The organism is Candidatus Poriferisocius sp. (assembly GCF_965204145.1).
In the GTDB taxonomy this organism is placed as follows: domain Bacteria; phylum Actinomycetota; class Acidimicrobiia; order Acidimicrobiales; family Bin134; genus Poriferisocius.
Genome location: NZ_OZ241977.1, coordinates 3,377,260 through 3,396,266, shown reverse-complemented (window position 1 = coordinate 3,396,266; position 19,007 = coordinate 3,377,260). Strand labels below are relative to the sequence as shown.

Annotated in this window: 18 protein-coding genes; 8 read left to right on the top strand and 10 right to left on the bottom strand. The window is 66.6% G+C overall.

Annotation, left to right across the window (positions count from 1 at the left end):
* The first annotated feature begins 21 nt into the window (after positions 1–21).
* On the top strand, positions 22–1,515 hold the full coding sequence (locus ACOGI7_RS15915) for a class I adenylate-forming enzyme family protein (protein ID WP_419849718.1): 1,494 nt from the start codon (positions 22–24) through the stop codon (positions 1,513–1,515).
* Here ACOGI7_RS15915 and ACOGI7_RS15910 read toward each other — a convergent pair.
* Positions 1,512–2,708 (bottom strand): acyl-CoA dehydrogenase family protein, encoded by a 1,197-nt coding sequence (locus tag ACOGI7_RS15910; protein ID WP_419849717.1) that lies wholly within the window; start codon positions 2,706–2,708, stop codon positions 1,512–1,514. The two genes, ACOGI7_RS15915 and ACOGI7_RS15910, sit on opposite strands and share 4 nt — an antisense overlap.
* A gap of 115 nt (positions 2,709–2,823) precedes the next feature.
* On the opposite strand from ACOGI7_RS15910, the gene ACOGI7_RS15905 reads away from it, so the two are divergent.
* From ACOGI7_RS15905 to ACOGI7_RS15885, 5 genes are all read left to right on the top strand, one after another.
* Entirely contained in the window at positions 2,824–3,627 is an 804-nt protein-coding gene (locus ACOGI7_RS15905) for an SMP-30/gluconolactonase/LRE family protein (protein WP_419849716.1), read from the top strand.
* 21 nt (positions 3,628–3,648) lie between these two features.
* Positions 3,649–4,860: a CaiB/BaiF CoA transferase family protein gene (locus tag ACOGI7_RS15900; protein ID WP_419849715.1), complete on the top strand. Its 1,212-nt coding sequence runs from the start codon at positions 3,649–3,651 to the stop codon at positions 4,858–4,860.
* 44 nt (positions 4,861–4,904) lie between these two features.
* A complete protein-coding gene (locus ACOGI7_RS15895; protein ID WP_419849714.1) occupies positions 4,905–5,993 on the top strand; it encodes an amidohydrolase family protein in 1,089 nt (362 codons plus the stop codon).
* Positions 5,994–6,028: 35 nt separating this feature from the next.
* Positions 6,029–6,967 carry a TIGR03619 family F420-dependent LLM class oxidoreductase gene (locus ACOGI7_RS15890; protein ID WP_419849713.1) on the top strand — a complete coding sequence of 313 codons (939 nt, stop codon included), beginning with the start codon at positions 6,029–6,031 and terminating at the stop codon, positions 6,965–6,967.
* Between the two features lie 133 nt (positions 6,968–7,100).
* On the top strand, positions 7,101–7,787 hold the full coding sequence (locus tag ACOGI7_RS15885; protein ID WP_419849712.1) for a hypothetical protein: 687 nt from the start codon (positions 7,101–7,103) through the stop codon (positions 7,785–7,787).
* Positions 7,788–7,932: 145 nt separating this feature from the next.
* Here the strand turns inward: ACOGI7_RS15885 and ACOGI7_RS15880 are convergent, their stop codons facing one another.
* On the bottom strand, positions 7,933–9,123 hold the full coding sequence (locus ACOGI7_RS15880; RefSeq protein ID WP_419849711.1) for an MFS transporter: 1,191 nt from the start codon (positions 9,121–9,123) through the stop codon (positions 7,933–7,935).
* Between the two features lie 77 nt (positions 9,124–9,200).
* On the opposite strand from ACOGI7_RS15880, the gene ACOGI7_RS15875 reads away from it, so the two are divergent.
* On the top strand, positions 9,201–9,563 hold the full coding sequence (locus tag ACOGI7_RS15875; protein WP_419849710.1) for a hypothetical protein: 363 nt from the start codon (positions 9,201–9,203) through the stop codon (positions 9,561–9,563).
* Here ACOGI7_RS15875 and ACOGI7_RS15870 read toward each other — a convergent pair.
* The 6 genes from ACOGI7_RS15870 to ACOGI7_RS15845 are packed head-to-tail and all read right to left on the bottom strand — an operon-like array spanning position 9,560 to position 16,231.
* Entirely contained in the window at positions 9,560–10,546 is a 987-nt protein-coding gene (locus ACOGI7_RS15870; RefSeq protein ID WP_419849709.1) for a mandelate racemase/muconate lactonizing enzyme family protein, read from the bottom strand. The genes ACOGI7_RS15875 and ACOGI7_RS15870 overlap by 4 nt on opposite strands.
* On the bottom strand, positions 10,531–11,283 hold the full coding sequence (gene menH / locus ACOGI7_RS15865) for a 2-succinyl-6-hydroxy-2,4-cyclohexadiene-1-carboxylate synthase (protein ID WP_419849708.1): 753 nt from the start codon (positions 11,281–11,283) through the stop codon (positions 10,531–10,533). Before menH ends, ACOGI7_RS15870 begins: the two co-directional genes overlap by 16 nt.
* Entirely contained in the window at positions 11,280–13,019 is a 1,740-nt protein-coding gene (gene menD / locus ACOGI7_RS15860; protein WP_419849707.1) for a 2-succinyl-5-enolpyruvyl-6-hydroxy-3-cyclohexene-1-carboxylic-acid synthase, read from the bottom strand. Before menD ends, menH begins: the two co-directional genes overlap by 4 nt.
* A complete protein-coding gene (locus tag ACOGI7_RS15855) occupies positions 13,016–14,140 on the bottom strand; it encodes an isochorismate synthase (RefSeq protein ID WP_419849706.1) in 1,125 nt (374 codons plus the stop codon). The genes menD and ACOGI7_RS15855 overlap by 4 nt, the downstream gene beginning before the upstream one ends.
* Entirely contained in the window at positions 14,137–14,553 is a 417-nt protein-coding gene (locus tag ACOGI7_RS15850) for a hypothetical protein (RefSeq protein WP_419849705.1), read from the bottom strand. Before ACOGI7_RS15850 ends, ACOGI7_RS15855 begins: the two co-directional genes overlap by 4 nt.
* Complete coding sequence (locus ACOGI7_RS15845) at positions 14,525–16,231, bottom strand: class I adenylate-forming enzyme family protein (protein ID WP_419849704.1); 1,707 nt, start codon at positions 16,229–16,231, stop codon at positions 14,525–14,527. The genes ACOGI7_RS15850 and ACOGI7_RS15845 overlap by 29 nt, the downstream gene beginning before the upstream one ends.
* A gap of 26 nt (positions 16,232–16,257) precedes the next feature.
* On the opposite strand from ACOGI7_RS15845, the gene ACOGI7_RS15840 reads away from it, so the two are divergent.
* Positions 16,258–17,433 carry an LLM class flavin-dependent oxidoreductase gene (locus ACOGI7_RS15840; RefSeq protein WP_419849703.1) on the top strand — a complete coding sequence of 392 codons (1,176 nt, stop codon included), beginning with the start codon at positions 16,258–16,260 and terminating at the stop codon, positions 17,431–17,433.
* A gap of 28 nt (positions 17,434–17,461) precedes the next feature.
* On the opposite strand, the gene ACOGI7_RS15835 is transcribed toward ACOGI7_RS15840, so the two are convergent.
* Both ACOGI7_RS15835 and ACOGI7_RS15830 read right to left on the bottom strand, forming a co-directional pair.
* Positions 17,462–18,508, bottom strand: a complete 1,047-nt coding sequence (locus ACOGI7_RS15835; RefSeq protein ID WP_419849702.1) for a phosphotransferase family protein — start codon at positions 18,506–18,508, stop codon at positions 17,462–17,464.
* Positions 18,505–18,951 (bottom strand): VOC family protein, encoded by a 447-nt coding sequence (locus tag ACOGI7_RS15830; protein WP_419845140.1) that lies wholly within the window; start codon positions 18,949–18,951, stop codon positions 18,505–18,507. The genes ACOGI7_RS15835 and ACOGI7_RS15830 overlap by 4 nt, the downstream gene beginning before the upstream one ends.
* Positions 18,952–19,007: the final 56 nt, after the last annotated feature.

Genomic DNA, 19,007 nt, shown 5'->3' with positions numbered 1-19,007 from the left:
CCGGGATGGCACACTCAGAACATGTGGGCCGAAACCATCAGGGCATCGGGAAAGCGGTTTTCTGACCGTCCGGCCCTGGTGGCGGAAGAGGGTTGGCGAGTCAGCTTTGCCCGGTTCGACCGCCTGACCGACGAGGTGGCCGTCGGTCTGGCCCGCCGGGGGGTGAGCCACGGCCAAGTGGTGGCCCTGCTGGTGCCGTCGTCGGTGGACTACATCGTGCTTTACGGGGCACTGGCCAAGCTGGGGGCCATCACCGCCGGGGTGAGCAGCCGCCTGCCCGCCCCGGAGCGCACCGTCCTGGTGAACGAGGTGGCCCAAGCCGACCGGGCCATTGCCACCGCCCCCATGGCCGACGCCATGGCCCTCGACATCGACGTGATCGAGGTGGCTCTGGCCGACAGGCCCGGCTCGGTGTGCGCTGACCTGCGGGTGCGTAACGAAGCCCCGCCGCTGCTGCCCTCTGATGGCGACCGGCCGGTGGCGGTGGTGTTCACATCGGGCACCACCGGCGTGCCCAAGGGGGCGACGTTCACCAACCAGATCCTGGCCGACATCGCCATCGTGGACACCGGCAACGGCTGGGGGGAAGGCGGTGCCATTACCTCCAACACTCAGATGGCCCACATCGGGGTGATGGGCAAGGTCCCGGCCCAGTTCGCGGTGGGCACCACCCTTCATGTGATCGACAAATGGAGTGCCACCGCAGTGCTCGACGCGGTGTCCCGCTACCGGATGCCCGCGGTGGGCGGCGTGGCCCCCCAGATCGCCCTCATGCTTCGCCATCCTGATTTCGACCAGTACGACTTCTCCTCAGTGAAGCTCGTGGTCACCGGCGGGGCGCCTTCGCCCCCCAATGTGATCGAGGAGGCCCGGAAGCGGTTCGGGGCTGACTGGACCCAGCGGTACGCCTGCACCGAGGTAGGCGGAATAGGAACCTTCACCTGGATCGATGCCCCCATGGAGGAGATGCTCTATACCGTAGGGCGGCCCCGACCCGGTATTGAGGTGGAGGTACGCGACCCCGACAGCGATTTGGCCGTGGCCCCCGGAACAGTGGGAGAGGTGTGCTTTCGATCTCCCACCGTGATGGCCGGGTACTGGCGCAATCCGGTCGCCACAGCCGAGGCGCTACGGGGTGGCTGGCTTCACACCGGCGACCAGGGTTGGATCGACGATGCCGGGTGCCTGCGCCTGGTCGGCCGCCGGGGGGAGGGCTTCCACCGGGGCGGCTATGTGGTGTTCCCGGTTGAGGCTGAAAAAGTGCTGGCCTGGCATCCCAAGGTTTCTGGTGTGTGCGTGGTGCCCCGGCCCGACGAGGTGATGGGCGCGGTCGGAGTGGCCGTGGTCATCCCCGCCGATCCCAACGACCCGCCCACGCTCGAAGAGCTGCGATCCTTCGGCCAACAGCACATCGCCGACTACAAGCTCCCCGAACACCTCCGCCTCACCGACGCCTTCCCCCTCACCCCCATGTCCAAAATTGATAGAAGTGCTTTGGAGGCGGCCGAAACCTAACGCGGCTCCTTGGGTAACCCTAAAACCCCTTCGCCCACGCCGTTCTTCATCACCTCGTCGGTGCCGCCGCCGATGCGAATGGCACAGGCGCCCAGCAGCAGCTGCTTCCAGGCGTAGGTGCCCCACTCTCCGGTGTCGGCGCAGATGCGGGGACCCAGCAGGCGGGCGATCATCGACGCCGCCCAGTTCACGTGCCGGGCGGTGGCGTACTTGGTGGCGGCCGGGGCCAACGGGGGCTGTCGGTTGGCGTTCCATTCCACCAGCCGGTACCCGGTGTACAAGCGGGCCAGATCCTGGCGCACCACGGGGTCGTCGGCCAGCCCGAAGTGCTGGGCCAGCTGGACCACCTTCTCAGGCGCAGCCAGCCCCACCAGCCCGCTGCCGCCGTAGCCTGCCCCCCTTGAGCCGATCGAGGCCCGCTCCGATTGAAGCGAGATGCGGAACACCGACCAGCCGGCGTTGACGTCGCCCACACGATGGCGGTCGCTGATGCGGGCGTCGTCGAAGAAAACCTCGTTGAACTCCGCCCCACCCGTCATCTGCCGCAGCGGGCGAACGTCGGTCCCGGGCGTGTCGAGCGGGTAGATGAAAGCGGTGATGCCCTTGTGCTTGGGCGCGTCGGTGTCGGTGCGGGCCAGCAGCAGGCCGATATCGGAGAAATGGGCCCGGGAGCTCCACACCTTTTGGCCGTTGATCACCCATTCGTCGCCATCGGCGGCCGCCTGGGTGCTGAGGGAGGCCAAATCCGACCCGGCCCCCGGCTCGCTCAGCAGCTGGCAGGCCAGGATCTCCCCTCGGAACAGCCGGGCCAGGTAACGCTCTTTCAGCCAATCGGAGCCGTGGGCCAGGATCGTGGGGGCCACCACTCCCAGGGAACTGCCGAACATGGTCTGCGACGGCACCCGGTAGCCAGCCTCCAGGTCGAGGTAGACCCGCTCGTGCTCCGGGCCGAGACCCCGTCCGCCGTATTCGGCAGGGCCGGTGATCCATCCGAACCCCGCCTCCCACATTTTGGCCCGCCACTGCTGGGCGGCCCGGACCGCCGCCTCCTCCTCGGCAGGGCTCTTCTCGGCGTAGACGGTGATCTCATCGGAGCCGACTCCCCAGGTGAACTCGTCCCGCACAGCCCGCTCGGCATTGGCATCCAAAAAGGCGCGAACCTCGGCGGCGAACTTGTCCAGGGTGGGGATCACAACACGAGTTTGGCTCTTAGCGGGGTTTCGGTGGAAGCCAAGACACCTCGGCCATCGCGGCTGCCTCAAGCGCAGGTTTGGCTGCTGATCGACCTCCGATGGAAGGTAGAGACCGATGGAGACAGCCGTTGCCGCCCTCTTTTTCCCCGAGGCGCCCCGCTGGCGGGACGGCCAGCTGTGGTTTTCCGATGTCTTCGGCGGCCAGGTCTATTCCTGGGATCCTGAAACCGGCGATCTCGTCGAGCGGGCCCGGGTGCCAGGACGCCCGTCAGGGCTGGGCTGGACCCCCGACGGCGAGATGCTGGTGGTGTCCACCACCGATCGCACGCTGCGCCAAGCCGACGGAACCGTCGTCGCCGACCTCAACCCGGTGTCAGGATCCAAGATCAATGACATGGTGGTGGACGTCGACGGCACCGCCTACGTCGGCAATGACGGGTTCGATCTGGAGGCTCGGGCTCCGGAGCAGCCCGCCCAGATCCTGCGGGTGAGCCCCGACGGCAACGTCGCAGTGGCCGCCGACGGGCTTCGCTTCGCCAATGGCATGGTCATCACTCCGGAGCGGCGGTTGATCGTGGCCGAGACATGGGGTCAGCGATTGTCCTCGTTCGCGGTAGGCGACGACGGCTCACTGGGCGATCGGCGGGTGTTCGCCGATCTGGACGCCGGGTCGCCCGACGGTATCTGCTTGGCTCCCGACGGTCGGGTGTGGGTGGCCGACCCCATGGGCCGCCGGGTGCTGCTCGTTGGCGAGGGCGGCGCGGTGGACCACGTCATCGAGTTCCCCGGCTGCCGTCCCACTGCCTGTGTGTTGGACGACGCCAGCAGCAGTCTGTACGTGTGTACCGCGCCCAGCATCGATCCGGCCAAGGTCCAGGCCCATCCTGGCGGTGAAATCGTGGTTGTCGACCTGCGCTGACTGGGTGATAGACCCATAGCCATGACGTTGCCGCTAGAGGGTGTCAAGGTACTGGAACTGGGCGAATACGCTTTCGTGCCCACCTGTGGGGCGGTGCTCGGAGAATGGGGCGCCGAGGTAGTGAAGGTGGAGCGGCTCACCGGCGACCCCGGCCGACGGGATATGCGCTCGGGCACCATGGGCCAGGTGGCCGGATACAACTCCTCGTGGCAGCAGTACAACCGCAACAAGCGAGTCGTGGCCCTGGATCTGACCAACCCCGAGGGGCGGGCCGCACTCGACGGTCTCGTGAAGTGGGCCGATGTGTTCGTTACCAGCTTCCGCCCCCAGGCCCGCCGCAAGCTGCAACTGGAGCCCGATGACCTGTGGGCCGTGAACCCCATGCTGGTGTACGCCCGGGGCCACGGCCACGGAGTGCGGGGGCCCGACGCTGAAGAGGGCGGGTTCGACGCGGTGTCGTACTTCGCCCGCAGCGGCCTCAACTACATGTTGAGCTCCACCGAAGGCCTGCCGGTGGGCCAACGAGGGGCGATGGGCGACGGCCCGTCGGGCCTGTCGCTGGCCGGGGGGATCGCTGCGGCCCTCTATCGCACCGCCCGCACCGGTCAGCCGATGGTGGTGGACGTGGCCCTGCTGGCGTTCGGCATGTTTCAGCTGTCGTCGGATCTGGCCTCGACATCGGCCGACGGCGCCGACCCGCCCCGACGCTCGGGTGGCGGCATGGCCAGCCCCAATCCGATGACCGGCACCTATGTGACCGCGGACAACCGCCACATCCAACCGGTGATGCTGGACATGGCCCGATTCTGGGGTCAGATGTGCCGGGCGCTGGGCCTGCACGAGATGGCCGCGGATCCGGCCTACGCCGACGTTTCGGTCATCATGGAGCGCAGCGCCGAGATCCGCCAGATCTATGCGGAAGCGTTCGCCTCCATGACGCTGGCCGAAGCCGAGGCCGCGCTCTCAGCCGAGGGCTGCATCTTCTCCAAGGTCGCCACCCCCTCAGAGGCCCTGGTCGATCCCCAGGCGGTGGCCAACGGCTATACCCAGCCCCATCCCGACCACCCCACTGCCCGATTGGTGTCGTCCCCCGTGCAGTTCGACGAGAACCCCGGGCGCCTGGTCCGCACCCCGACCACCGCCATCGGCGGTGACACCGACGACGTGCTGGCCGAGGTGGGGTTCACCGTCGAGGAGGTCACCGCCCTCCGCTCGGCCCGCGCCATCCACTAGCCCTCCTTACGGCGGGTCTTCTGGCTGGGGAGTACTCTCGCCCCATGGGCGACGTTCAACTTGTTTCCGCCGATTCCCACGTCAATCCCCCGCCAACAATGTGGGCCGACTACCTGCCCGCGGAATACCGAGATCGGGCGCCGGTGGTGGAGGAGACCGACGAGGGCCAGTTCCAGGTGTTCGAAGGCCAGCGCACCCCGATGCTGGGCATCTCGGCCATGGCGGGCAAGCGACCCGAGGACTACAGCTGGAACGTCCGCCGCCTCGACGAGGTCCGATCCGGCGGGTGGGATCCCGATGCCCGCCTAGTGGACCAGGACATCGACGGGGTTTCCGCTGAGGTGCTCTACGGCGGCGGGCCGCTGAGGTGCGAAGACTCCGGGCTGGCCCGGGCCAGCTATTCGGCCTACAACGACTGGCTGAGCGACTTCTGCTCTACTGACTCCTCCCGACTCATCGGCATGGCCTACCTCCCCGCATCCGGCCCCGATGACACCGTGGCCGAAATCCGGCGGCTGGCCGGAAGGCAAGCCCTGCGGGGCGCGGTGATCGGCCGGTTCCCCGATAACGGCGAGTGGTACGAGCCCCGCTGGGATCCGTTGTGGGAGACCCTCATCGACGTCGGCTGGCCTGCCGCTATCCATGTGGGAGGCCGAGGCCGCGCCGCACCTATGCCCCGCACCGACGGCATCGGCTACATCGTGGACCTGTTGATGTCGAAGTTCGCCATGGGCGAGGCGGTGACCACCCTGGCAGTGAGCGGGGTGCTGCGCCGGTACCCCGAGCTGCGGATGATCAGCGTGGAAGGCCAGATCGGCTGGATCAGCTTCGCCCATTACTACATCGACCACCTGTGGGAGAAGCATCGGTTCTGGACCGGCAACGACCTGCCCGAGCCCCCCAGCGTCTATATGAAGCAGCAAGTGTGGTCCACATTCATGGAGGATCCCGTGGGCCTGCGGGAGCGCCACCACATCGGGGTGGACAAGATCATGTGGTCGAGCGACTACCCACATTCCGAGACCACCTGGCCCCACAGCCGCAAGCTCACCGACGAGTGGTTCACCGACATCTCCGACACCGATCGCCGGCTCATCCTGGCCGACAACTGCAACCAACTCTTCGGTCTCTGAGTCATCGGAGGCTCTGATCGGCTAAGCAAGACCCCATGACAGCGCTGCTCTCCATCAATCTCCGCACGTTCGCCGCCGCCGACCCAGGTCCAGGGGGCTGGCAGCCCGTACTAGATCTAGCCAAAGCGGCCGACGCCGCCGGGGTGGACAAAGTGGTGGTGAGCGATCACGTGGTGTTCGGCGAGAATCTGGAGGCCTACGGCCAAGCCGAGCTGGGGGGCATGGCCGGCGGCCGCCAGCCCACTGGCCCCGACGGTCATTGGCTGGAGCCCACCACCGTGCTCACGGCGCTGGGGGCCATCACCAGCAACCTCCGGCTGGGCAACAACATCTTGTTGGCCGCGCTGCGCCGCCCGGTGATCCTGGCCAAGTCGCTGGCCACCCTCGACGTGCTCACCGGCGGCCGGGTGGACCTCGGCGTGGGCGTGGGATGGCAGGCCGAGGAGTACGAAGCCGCCGGCCTCGACTTCGCCGACCGGGGCCGCCAGCTCGACCACACCCTCGCGGTGTGCCAGGCCCTGTGGGGCTCCTGTCCAGCCGACTTCAGCGACGACCAACTCGAGTTCTCCCGCATCTACATGCAGCCCCAGCCGGTGCAGCCCGGCGGGGTGCCCATCTGGGTGAGCGGCACGGTTAACCCCCGGGCCATGCGCCGCCTGGCCCGGTTCGGCTCGGGATGGATCCCCTGGGGCGACGCCATGGCCGGCGACATGGAATCCCACATCGGCCAAATGCGCGAGGCGGTGGCCGGCTATGACCGCGACCCGTCGGGCCTCGGCGTAGTAGGCACCCTGCCAATCGTGCGCACCGACGACGGCGTGGACCTGGCCGCCACCATGGACAGCGTTCCCGCCCTGGTCGAAGCCGGAGTCACCGACTTCCGAGCCCACCTCCCCATCCCCTCCGACGCATCTGAAGCCCACGACTACCTCTCCGAGGTAGTAGCCGCCTTCCGCCCCGCCGCCGGCCGCTAACCTGTCTCAAGCTGCCGAAGAGCAGCTCTCGCGGCCCTCTGGCCGCCCTCACTTCCCCTCACAAAGACGTAACCCCGGCCGTGTGCCGAAGCAGGGACGGTTCCGGGGTCTTCAAGAGTGAGGATACCAGCCAATGCCCGCGCCCTCAACGTTCAATTCCGAAGTCATCCTGCATCGCCTGAGCCCAGATCGCCTGAATTCGTATCTCGAAGACAGTGACGGCAACCTGCGGCGGGCACTTGACCTCTACACCTGGAACGCACACGTTGCCGCAGCATTCCTCGAAGATCTCGGCCGACTGGAGGTTGTGCTTCGCAATCGATTCGACGAGGCCTTGACGGCACTGGTTTCGTTATCGGGACTACGTCAGCCTTGGTTTGATCACAAGCAACTGTTTCTCGGCCACCATGGCAAACGAACGCTGGACGACATAGCGAAAGCAAAACTGCGCGCCACCAAGAACGGGAGATTGCCGATAGACCAAGGCAGGGTGATCACAGAGTTCGGATTCGGATTCTGGCGTTATCTATGTGCAGGGCGTCACCACACCTCGATGTGGGTACCAGCACTTGCTGCGCAGTTTCCAAGCCATCCCAAGCAAGGGAACACCGCGCTGATTCGGGCCGACATCGAATCACGGATGGATCGGCTCCACTTCCTGAGAAATCGGGTCGCCCATCACGAGCCCTTACACCGCCGAGAGTTAGCAGACGACGCTGCCATGATCCTGGAGCTCGCGCAATGGATGTGCTCTGACACCCATGCCTGGATGACCAGCCTTTCCCGCATACCTACCGTGTTGGCCTCCAGACCAACCTGATCAGCCCCAAGACTGCTATGCCTAGGGAAAGTCGTTGCCCCGCACTTGAGAGCACTATACGATTATTGGCCTAGACCCCGGAACCGTCACTGCTTCGGCAAACGGCCGGGGTTACGCCTTTCTCGGACAATGCCACCATTGCTCGTCATCCTGACGCGGTCCTGAACCAGGGGTCGCGGTCTATGAGTTTGCTGACTGTGGTTACGAGGATGAGGAGGGCGGCGGAGAGGGCGGCACCGGTCCATAGGACGAGGCGGGTGTCGCCTATGGCCAGGAGGCCGGCTACGGCTGCGGGGCCGCCGACTTGGCCGATGCGGATGGCGGTGCCCCAGGCGGCCACCATCACGGCCCGGTGCTCATTGGGGGCCAGCGAGGCCGCTCGGCTTTGCAGCGGGACCACCACCATCTGATCAGCGGCACCGAGCACGAGCACCGGGGCGATGATCACTGCCAGCGAGGGCGATGCCGCCATTCCCGTCAGGCAGATGACGAAGCCGACGTAGCCGGCCCGCACGATGGCCGAAGTGGAGTAGCGGCCGGCGATTCGTCCCATGCTGAGCGCCACCAGTCCAGCCGACACCGCGGGCAGCGACTGGATCAGCCCCCGAATCCCAGCCGACGCGCCGAACTCATTGTCGAGGTGGATGGGCATGGTGGTGATTCCGACGGCGAAGAAGATGAGGAATGTGAACGGGGCCACCAGCAACAGCACCCCCACTTCGGGCCGCATCAAATGGGGGCGGGCCTGGCGGAGTTGGTGGCGCAACGGCTGAGGGGTGCGCCGCTCGTCAGGCGGCAGCAGGGTGGCCGCGAACAAGGCCAGAACGATGGTGGCGGCGTGCATGGCGAACGGCCCCCGCCAGCCGAACAGTTCGGTGAGCAGGCCGCCAGCGGCGGGCAGCGCCGCCACACTCAAGTTCATGGCCAGCGCGTTCTGGCCGATGATCCGGGTGCGCTCGACTCCCTCGTAGTTGTCCCCGATGATCACCAGCGCCAGACTCAGGAAACCAGATGAGCCCAGCCCCTGGATGAACCGGAACGTCAACAGCATGGCCAGATTGGTCGACGCCATGATCACCAGACCGGCCAGCCCGAACAACAGCAAACAGGGCACGATGATGCGACGGCGCCCGTAGCGGTCGGCGGCCACCCCGATCACCGAGGCCATGAACAGGCCGGGGGCGTGAGCGGTCATCAAGATGAATACCGAGGTCTGGTCGGAGATACCGAACGCCTTGGCGATGTCGGGTATGGCGGGGGCAATGGAAGCGTTGGGCAGGATGACCGCGGCCCCGATCAGCCACACCACCACAAGCTGCGACCGTCGAAGCCCCACGTCTCGACGGTATTGCCCCACCGTGCCGGGTGGCATGATCTGAGCGTGGAGTTTGTGGCGACCCGGGCTGAAGAGTCGTGAGCTTTCGCCGGGTCGCGCTCCTTTTGGCGGTGGTGCTGCTGGCCGCGGGCTGCACTACCAAGACCAAGGAGCTTCCCCAAGGGCCACCCCGCGAGATCCGCATCATCAACAACGTGGTAGTGGCCGAGGACGATCGCACTCTTACCGTCCGCTACTGGGGCACCGAGTGCGAGGAGTTCAGCGACGCCGAGACCGAATACGGCATCACCCAGGTGAAGATCGCCGTCTACGCCCTAGTCGTCACCGAGGAGTGCCAGCGCTCCGGCCTCCAGCAAACCGCTGTCATCGCCCTCGACCAACCCCTGGACAACCGCATCATCATCGACGCAAACACCGACACCGTGGTCTGGGAGCCCTAGCGGCCCTCCCTGGCGACTGCGGGGCTGTGAGGTGGGAGGGGGCAGCAACCGTCAGCAATCGTCGGTAGATCAGCAATATCGCGGTCAAAAAGGGCGGGCGTGATGGCGCCGTGGACTTGTGGGGGGCCTGGGAGGGCAGCAGCGACACCTAGGGCAGCGTGCTGGCCAATGGCCGAGTCGAAGTAGTTGGTAATGATGACTTTGCGGCCTTCGTTGATCCAGCGGCGGGCAGCAACGTAGGCAGTGCGGGGACCTCCGAGGGCCATAGGCTTAACCACCACGACGGAGATTGACTCGGGAACCTGGGCCTCAACAGAGCCGAGGCTGTCGTCTATCGCGACGGGGATTGAGGATTGCTCGGCCACCTGAGTCAGGGCTTCGATTCCCGCAACCGGCTCCTCGACGTACTCGATTTCGAATTGCTTCAATCGGGCCAGCGCAGGCACTGCTTGATCCACGGTCCATGCTCCGTTGGCGTCGAGCCGAAGACGACAACTCTCCCCGATGGCTTCTCGCACGGCGGCTACTGCAGCCACGTCGACCTTGAAATCGGACGCGCCCACCTTCAGCTTTGTCGTGCCATAGCCGTCAGCCATCGCGGCGACCGCGTCTTCGGTGTCGGCTACAAGGGCGTTGAGCTCCACTGCATCGGCTACTGGCCCGCCCTCGGAGAGCACCTCAGCCTGGGTTTGACCACTCTGCTGAGCTTCCAAATCGAGCAAGGCCAACTCGACCGCACCGTGGGCAAACCGTTCGAGGGGCAGGTTTCCAGGATCGGGATCAGCCGCCCACGCTTCCAATTCCGTCCGTGTGGCCGACGGATCAGCACCAGGCCAACCGGGCAGGGGCATAGCCTCTCCCCAGCCGCTGACGCCACCGTCGGAGATCTGGATCAGAATTCCATCTCTTTGGGTGATGGCTCCTCGGCTAGTCATCACCGGAAGGCGCAGCTTGAGCGAGACCTCGCTCAGCTCGACACGCATCGGATCACTGCGGCTGCGGTCGAGTCGGGGGCTTCCAGATGGGTGGCATGACCAGCGTCGGGGATACAGCAAATGGTTGCCCGGGGCATGGCCGCGGCCATTTGCTGGGCGATAGCTGCGAACTTGGCGTCGTCTGAGCCCGCGATGAGGACGCAGGGCATGGACAGCTCTGACGAGCGACAACCGATGGGGTCGACCGCCCCGGCCCCCATGCCCCGCAGACTGTGGGCCAGGCCTCGGGGGTCGCAGCTCAGCCGCTGGGCCCGCAGCTCAGCCTGCTGATCGGCTGGCAGTCGGGTTCGCTGGGTCGCGAACAGCGGTCGGTCGGCCCAATGGTCGGCAAACCATTCGATGCCCTCTGATTCGATCCGGTCGGCCAGGGCTTCGTCGGCGGCGATGCGCTCGGCCCGCTCCGCGGAATCGTCGATGCCGGCTCGGACCCCGATGAGGGCTAGCGCAACAACGCGGTCGGGATGGGCCAACGCCACGTGGAGCGCGACCCGACCACCCATCGAATAGCCCACCAGGGCGAACTGCTCTAGATGATCGGTGGCCGAAACCACACCAGCTACTGCGGCAGCCATGGAGTAGTCGGCCGGATCGTCGGAGACTGGCCCCAATCCGTGGCCGGGAAGGTCCAGAGCCAGCACCGGGCCGGGAAGCCGGCTGGTGAGCGGGGCCATAGCTGTGGCCGAGCCGGTGAAGCCGTGCAGGACCACGGTGGGTTTCTGGCTCATTCGGCCAGATCAGCAAGCTGATTGCGCTGCTTGATGGCCGTCCCGTGGTCGATGGGGACTTCGATCAACGTCACCCCTGAGGCCTTCGTGACGGCCTCGACCAGGTCATCAGCCAGCCCGGTCCGGTGGTAGTTGACGCCCAGCCCCTCGGCCAGTCTGCCGAAACCGACTCCATGGGGCGTGTGGAACAGTTCTCCAAAGTGGACGTCGGAGCTGCCCTCGGCCAGCGGCAGCAGCGAGAAGATGCCGCCGCCGTCGTTGTTGGGCACCACCACGGTGAGGTCGGCGTCCGACAGGGACGCGGCCAACAACCCGCCGATGTCGTGCAGCAGCGCAACATCGCCGACCAACGCGGCCACCGGCTGGTCGAGGGCGAGGGCTGCCCCCAAAGCCGACGACACCACACCGTCGATGCCGTTGGCTCCCCGATTAACCAGCACGCGGCGGGGAAGCGCGTCGGGAGGCCAGTATGAGGTGACATCCCGAACCGGCATGCTGCTCGACGCGTACACCGCCACCTCCGGGGGCAGCGCTCGCAACAGGAAGGCGGCCAAGAGCGGCTCAAGCAGGCCCCATTCGTCATCAAACTGCGCAGTTTGCCCGTACGCATTCTTGATGCTCCTCTGTCCTCCCATGCCATGCAGGACCGCCTCAACCCGCTCCCAAGCATCGTCAGCCGCTTCGGCCCACGCCACGGCCCAGGCATCATCCGCCGAGGCCATAAGAGGTGCGGCCGATCCCAACAAGGAAACCGGATCGGAGACCAGCGCAGTCGTCCACTTGAACGACGGGTCCTCCCACCGACGACGAGGGTCAATCAACAGTCGGTCGGCAGCCGGGCAGGAGGCCACAAAGTCGATCACTGCTCGATTGCTGGGCGGTCCGCCGATGCGGACCAACACATCGGGGGCAAGATCAGCGCGGCCCAGCACCCACTCAGCCCCATCCAAGACCAGCGGCCCCCGGCCTCGGAGCTGGGAACCGGCATCGGCCACCACCGGCCATCCCGCCGCCTCGGCAAAACCGACGATGGCCGCGGCACCCGCATCGTCCACGTCCAGCGCTCCGGCCACGTCCAGCGCTCCGGCCACGATCAGTCCCCGACGGCCGGCTAATCCGCACAGGGCGTCTACATCGGCCTCAACGAGTGGCCGAACCGACTCAATCGGTTGGCCCACGGTCGGCTCGAACCGGGGAACCGTGCCTTGGGGTTCCAGCGGCTTGCGAAATGGCCAATTCAGATGCACCGGCCCGGGGTTGGGGCCAGCACCAGCGGTGGTGGCCGCCCGCACTGCCAGTCGGGCGAAGTAGTCGGGGTCATCGAAGTCGCACGGGGTCTCGGCATACCAGCGGACATGATCGCCGTACAGCTTCACCTGGTCGATGGTTTGGCCCGCCCCGGCATCCCGCAGCTCCGGAGGCCGATCGGCGGTGCATACCACCAGCGGTACGCCGCCGTGGTGGGCCTCCACCACCGCCGGGAGGTAGTTGGCCGCCGCTGTGCCCGATGTACACACTAGCGCCACCGGACGACCCGACGCCTTGGCCATGCCCAGGGCACAGAACCCAGCCACCCGCTCGTCGAGCTGCACGGTTACCTGTAGCCGCTCCTGATTGCGGGCCGACACCGCCAGAGGAGTGGATCGAGAACCAGGCGAGGCCACCACGTCCGTCACCCCGCAGGCTGCCAATTCAACCCAAAACCGCCCGGTCGCCCTGTAAGCCAGGTCGGTCATGTGACCACATCCAAGATCGCATCCAACTTGATGTCGGTCTCGACCAGTTCCTGCTCGGGGTCGGACCCGGCCACGATGCCCGCTCCTGCACACAGGCGCATCCCGCTGGGGCCTACCAACGCCGATCGCAAGGCCACATAGAACGAGCCGCACCCCCGGTGGTCGATCCACCCCACCGGACCGGCGTACCACCCTCGGTCAAGCCCCTCATGCTCGGCGATCCACTGCTGGGCGAACGTTGTCGGCGTGCCCCCCACCGCCGGTGTGGGGTGGAGGGCGCCCACCAGCCGCAGCGCCATGCCAGGCTCAGGGGCGATCCGCCCGCTGACCGTCGTGGCCAGGTGGTGAATGCCCGGCAGAGTCCGAACTTCGGTATCGCCAGTGGGGTCTAGCGCCACTCCGGCTAGGGCTAGGCGGGTGCGGAGGTATTCCACCACATAGTGGTGCTCGGCCTGCTCTTTGGGATCGGCGGCCAACCGCTCGGCGATTGCGGCGTCGTCGCCTGGTGTGGCCCCTCGAGGAGCGGTGCCTGCCACTGCGTAGGTGGTCACCACATCGCCGTTGAGTTCCGCCAAGACCTCGGGGCTGGCGCCCACAAAGCACGACGTCCCCCGGCCGAATCCGAACACTGCGCACGACTCGAAACGGTTCGACAGCCGAGCCAGCACCACCGCGGGGTCGATGCTGCCCACTGCCTCCACCTCTCGGGCCACCACCACCTTGGCCAGCTCCCCGGCATCGATGGCGTCGGCAGCCTGCTTCACCGCATCCCGATAGGTGGCCCGAGTTCCATCTTCAACCCGCAATGCGTTGCTGTCGTCTGTGCGGCCTGCCCCTTGTGCCGACCCCCGAACAACCCGCTCCGGTACCACCAACCGCCCGCTCGGGTATCCGTCCCATGCCCCTGTTCCCGACCGATCGGCAAAACCGAAGCCAGCAAAGGCGACCTCCCCCTCGGCCAGCAACTCATCAGCGGCCGCCGCGGCGGCCTCAAACCGCCAACGGCCATCTACCTCAACAGCCCGCGCCGCTCCCAACCCAACTATCGCGTCGGCGCCCGGCGCCCGCCAATACACCCGGTCGTCGCCGGACCACGAGGCGAATTCCTCGAGAGGGGTCATTTCACCCGCTCCGCCAACCGGACTGCCGCTCTGCTGAGCAGGGTGCGGCGGAAGTGCTCGCCCACCAGGGCCACCACCTGGGGCACCAGCGCCTCCACCAGCGGAGTCAGATTCTCCAGGTCCTTGCTGGTCAATTCGTCGGTGCCCATGGCATCCAAGAACAGGTCCACCGCCTCATCCACCACCGCCTCCACGTTGCGGGCGTGGCGAACCGCCAGCGCGGCCAAGTCGGGCACGCTAACCCCGACGGCAACGAGGGCGGCACCGGCTTGCAGCATCGTGACCGCATCCTCTTTGAATCGACCCGAATCATCAGGGATCAGCAACCCAGCATCGATGGCCAAATCCACCTGCTCAGCAGCCAGACCCGAGGCTTCGATCAACTCAGCCCGGTTGAGACCCTCCTGCGCCATCCCCAAAGCGTAAGCGCGTCTCGCCTTCAGCCCCCATTAGGGCCGCGGCCCGGGCCCGCAGTTCGTGGCGATCAGGCCGACCGGAATCCAGCAGCGGCCAGTCCTCTTCTTCCACCACGAAGAACCGCTTGGGAATCTTGAAATTGGCGATCTGGTCTCGGCACGCTTCCACTAGGTCGTCGGAGGTCTCTTCGGCTCCGTCGTGCAACTCCACGAATGCCACCACCGCCTCGCCCCACAGCGGGTCGGGCACCCCTACCACGATGGCGAACTTCACCGCCTCCAGATTGTCCTCGCAGAAGATCTCCACCTCGCGCTCCGACACGTTCTCCCCGCCGGTCTTGATCATCAGCTTGTAGCGGCCCCGGAAGTACAGGTTCCCGGCCTCGTCCATGAAGCCGTAGTCACCGGAGTGGAAGAACCCCTCGTCGTCGAAGGCCTCAGCGGTGGCCTCGGACATCCCCACGTACTCGATGAACGTGCCCCAACCCCGAAAGCAGATCTCTCCGGGCTCTTCAGGGGCACAGCGCTGGCCGGTCTCGGGGTCTTTGATCACGAACTCCATGCCCGGCATGGGCCGGCCGTTGGCGTCGTAGCGCACCTTGGGATCGGTCTCGCACCGGGGAGTGATCGACCCCAGCCCGCCCGACTCGGTGGAGCCGTACACCTGGGCCACCGTCTCCCAGTTCCAATCGGGCAACACGCTGCGCAGAAAGCTGCCGGTGGCCCCCACGTTGCACTTGCGCACCGAACTGCGGTCCACCGTGTGGTATTCGGGGGCGTTGCGCATCATGGTGAGCTTGGTGTCGAACGCCCCCATCACGGTGATCTTCGACCGCTCCATCTCCCGCAGCACCTTTCCGGTCTCATACACCCCCACCAGACACGAGGTCATGCCCACCAAATGGGGCATGGTCAGGTTCCACACGATGCCCCCGGTGTGAAACACCGGGTTGGAGGCCACAAACCGGTCTTCGGGCACCAACCCCAGAGCGTGCTGCAAGCCGGTGGCCGCCCCCACCATGCCCCGGTGGGCGATCAGCGCCGGCTTGGGAGCGGCGGTGGAGCCCGAGGTGAAGATGATGTAGGCGGGGTCGTCCCCTCCCACTTCACTTGCCGGCTCCAGTTCGACTCCTCCATCAGGGCCGTATACCCGATCTCGCTCCGCCGACGGGGCCACCCACCCGTCGTCGTCCAGCGGCAGCACCACCGTCTCGGCAATGCAACCGAACTGGGCGGCCACCGGCGACAGCCTCTCCGCCATATCCACGTCTCGAAACCGGTCCACGGTAATCAGCAGGTCGGGCTGGGCCAGGGTGAACAGGTGTTCCAACTCGGCGGCCATGTATGACGTGTTGATGGGCACCCCGATGGCGCCCAGCCGGGCCAACCCATAGTGCAGCACTGCCCAGTCGGGATTGGGATGGAACAGAAACGCCACCCGGCTGCCGTGGCCCACCCCCATCTCGGCCAAAGCAGCGGCGGACCGCAGCGACCGGCTGGCCAGATCCCGATAGCTGATGTGGACATCCCCGGTGATGAAGGCATCGTTGTCGGGCACCCGCTGGGCCGTGCGCCACAGCATCTCCCAGGTGGACAGCTGGGTATTGGCGATCAAATCGGCGGCCAGCGCAGCGTCGTAGTCTGCCTGAGCGGTGGCCTCCATAAGTGTCGCCATCGGTGGGCACGTTATCCTCTCGCCTCATGCATGGAGGACTGCGGTTCGGCTTGTTCCAAGCACCGTTCCACGCCCATTGGAAGAATCCGACGCTGCAACTCCAGCGGGACTTGGACCTGTGCGAGTGGCTCGACCACCTCGGTTTCGACGAGTACTGGTTCGGCGAGCACCACTCCGGCGGCTGGGAGATCATCACCTCTCCCGATTTGATGATCGCAGCGGCCTCCCAGCGGACCAGCCGCATCAAGCTGGGCACCGGCGTGGTGTCGGTGCCCTACCACACCCCCTTCCAGGTGGCCGAGCGCATGGTGCTGCTCGACCACCTCACCAAGGGACGGGTGATGTTCGGCGTGGGCCCTGGCGCCCTGCCCTCTGACGCCTACATGATGGGCATGGACCCCAAAGAGACCCGGCCCCGGATGGAGCAGGCCTTGGAGGCTATCTGCCATCTGCTGCGCTCCGACGAGCCGCTCACCATGGACACCCATTGGTTCCAGCTCCGCGAGGCCCGCCTCCAGCTCTCCCCCTTCTCCGACCCGCTGTTCGACATCTGCATGGCCACCACGGTGTCGCCCAACGGCCCCCGCAGCGCCGGGCAGTTCGGCGGCGCGGTGCTGTCGATGAGCGCCACCACCGACGCCGGTTTCGAGGCGCTGGGCACCCACTGGGACGTCTGGAACATGAAGGCCCTAGAGCACGGCCACACCGCCGACCGCTCCAAGTGGCGCATCGTGGCGCCAGTCCATATTGCCGAGACCACCGAACAGGCCTTCAAAGACGTCGAGCACGGCATCGAACCGTGGGTTCGCTACTTCCGGGAGGTGGTGGCCCTGCCCGGCGCCCCCGACACCGACAACCGAGACGAATTCGTCCGGGCCATGGTGGACGGCGGCTTCGCGGTCATCGGCACCCCCGACGACGCGGCTGCTCTGGTTGATCGACTGTGGGAGCAGTCGGGCGGGTTCGGCGCGCTGTTGGTGTTTGGCAACGATTGGGCCAATCCGCAAGCCACGAGACGTTCCTTCGAACTCTTGATCGAGGAGGTGGCCCCCCGCTACCAGGGCTCGATCCGGCGTCGAACCAGTTCACATGCCTGGACCGCGGCCAACCGGGAAGAGTTCCTGGGTCGGGCCGCGGCGGCCGGCCAAGAAGCCCGTGAGCGCCACGAGGCCGAGATGGCCGCCAAGCAGGAGCAGCAGTAAGGCCGACACCGGGCCCGGGGCTGCCGACCTAGAGGGCCTGCTCAATCCAGCTGGTGTCGCCCGACTCCCAGGCATCCAGGTGCTGGGCCAGGTTCCCGGTGTTCAGGGGAATCTGGGTGAATGCGGGCCACGAGCGCATCTTGCCCTCCACAGTCAGCGCCAGTCCTCGGGGCACCACCGCCGACTCCACAAAGATCCAGTAGATGATGCAGTAGTGCACCCACCGGGGGTCGGGCTCGGTGCTGGTGGCCGCGGCGTAGAGGGCGGCCAGCTCGTCCCAGGTGACCAGCATCCCCATCAACTCGGGTTGGCGGCGACGGGACAGCGGGTGACAGAAGAAGCCCAAGTCCAATAGCGGCGGCCCCACCGCAGCCCGCTCCCAGTCGAGCACCGCCACCAGCTCATCCCCTCGGAAGGCCAGATTGCCGATGCGGTAGTCACCGTGGCTGAGCACCGGCGGGGCCTCTGGCATCTCAGGGGCGTGGTCCAACAGGAACCGGGCGGCGTCTCGCAGGATGGGAAGCGGCGCGAACGTCGGATACACGTCGCGCTCCACGTTGCCCATCCACCGGTTGACGAGACCAGCCATCAGCTCGGCTCCGGTGGCCTCCGACGGGCCGGTCACCAGATCCGGCAGCCCGGCCGCGGCCCAGTCGAGCCGGTGGAGCTTGCCCATGACCTCCACGATCTGCTCGGCAGCTCGGCGTCGGCCGGCTTCGGTTTGCCACACGGGCCAGTCGGCCAGCTGGGCGATGTGGGGAAAGTCGGCGTCCACGTGGGCCATGGCGAAGAACTGCTCCCCAATCAACGCAGGATCGTCGCACGCTCCCCACAACTCGGGCACCGGAATGCCCGCCAAGGCGGCAGCCTGATGTACAGCCACCTCTTTGTGCACGTCGTAGGGGTCGATGGTGCCGTAGGAGGGCGCCCGCTTGATCACCACCCGCTCGCCATCGTCAAGGTCCACGGTGAACACGTCCCAGGAAAGCCCGCCAGTGCGGGCCTCCACCCCGATCACCCCGCGGCCGAACCAATCGGCCAGGGCGGCGGTTTGCTCGGGGGTGAGCGCGGTCACTGGCGAGTGACGAACTCGATCAGAACGCCGTCGGGATCGCGCACCGCGAACGCCCTAATCGACGACCGGCCCACCTTCAGCGTCCCCGGCGGGCCCAGTATGTCGACTCCGGCGGCGGACAGGCGCTCATAGAACCCGTCCACATCGTCCACTCCCACTGCGATGCGGGGAATGCCGATGCTCTTCCAGGTGAGCGGCCGCCCCGGATCGGGAGTGGTCCACTCCAATAGGTCGATGTAGGGCCCGCGCAGATTGTCGCCGAAAGCCAAGAACGCGGCCCGGTGGCCCGTGTCGCCGGTCTCGCCCTGGCTCTCCATGAACTCGCTGCGGTCCTTGGCCGACTCGTCCACCACCACCCCGCCGAGCAGGTCCCGATAGAACTCCAGAGAGCGGTCGAGATCGCTCACGCAGATGTTGACGTGGATGAGGTGGTCCATGCGCATGACCCCACAGGGTAACGGCTCTGGTCATTGCCGCTTCGAGGTGGGTTATCGTCGGA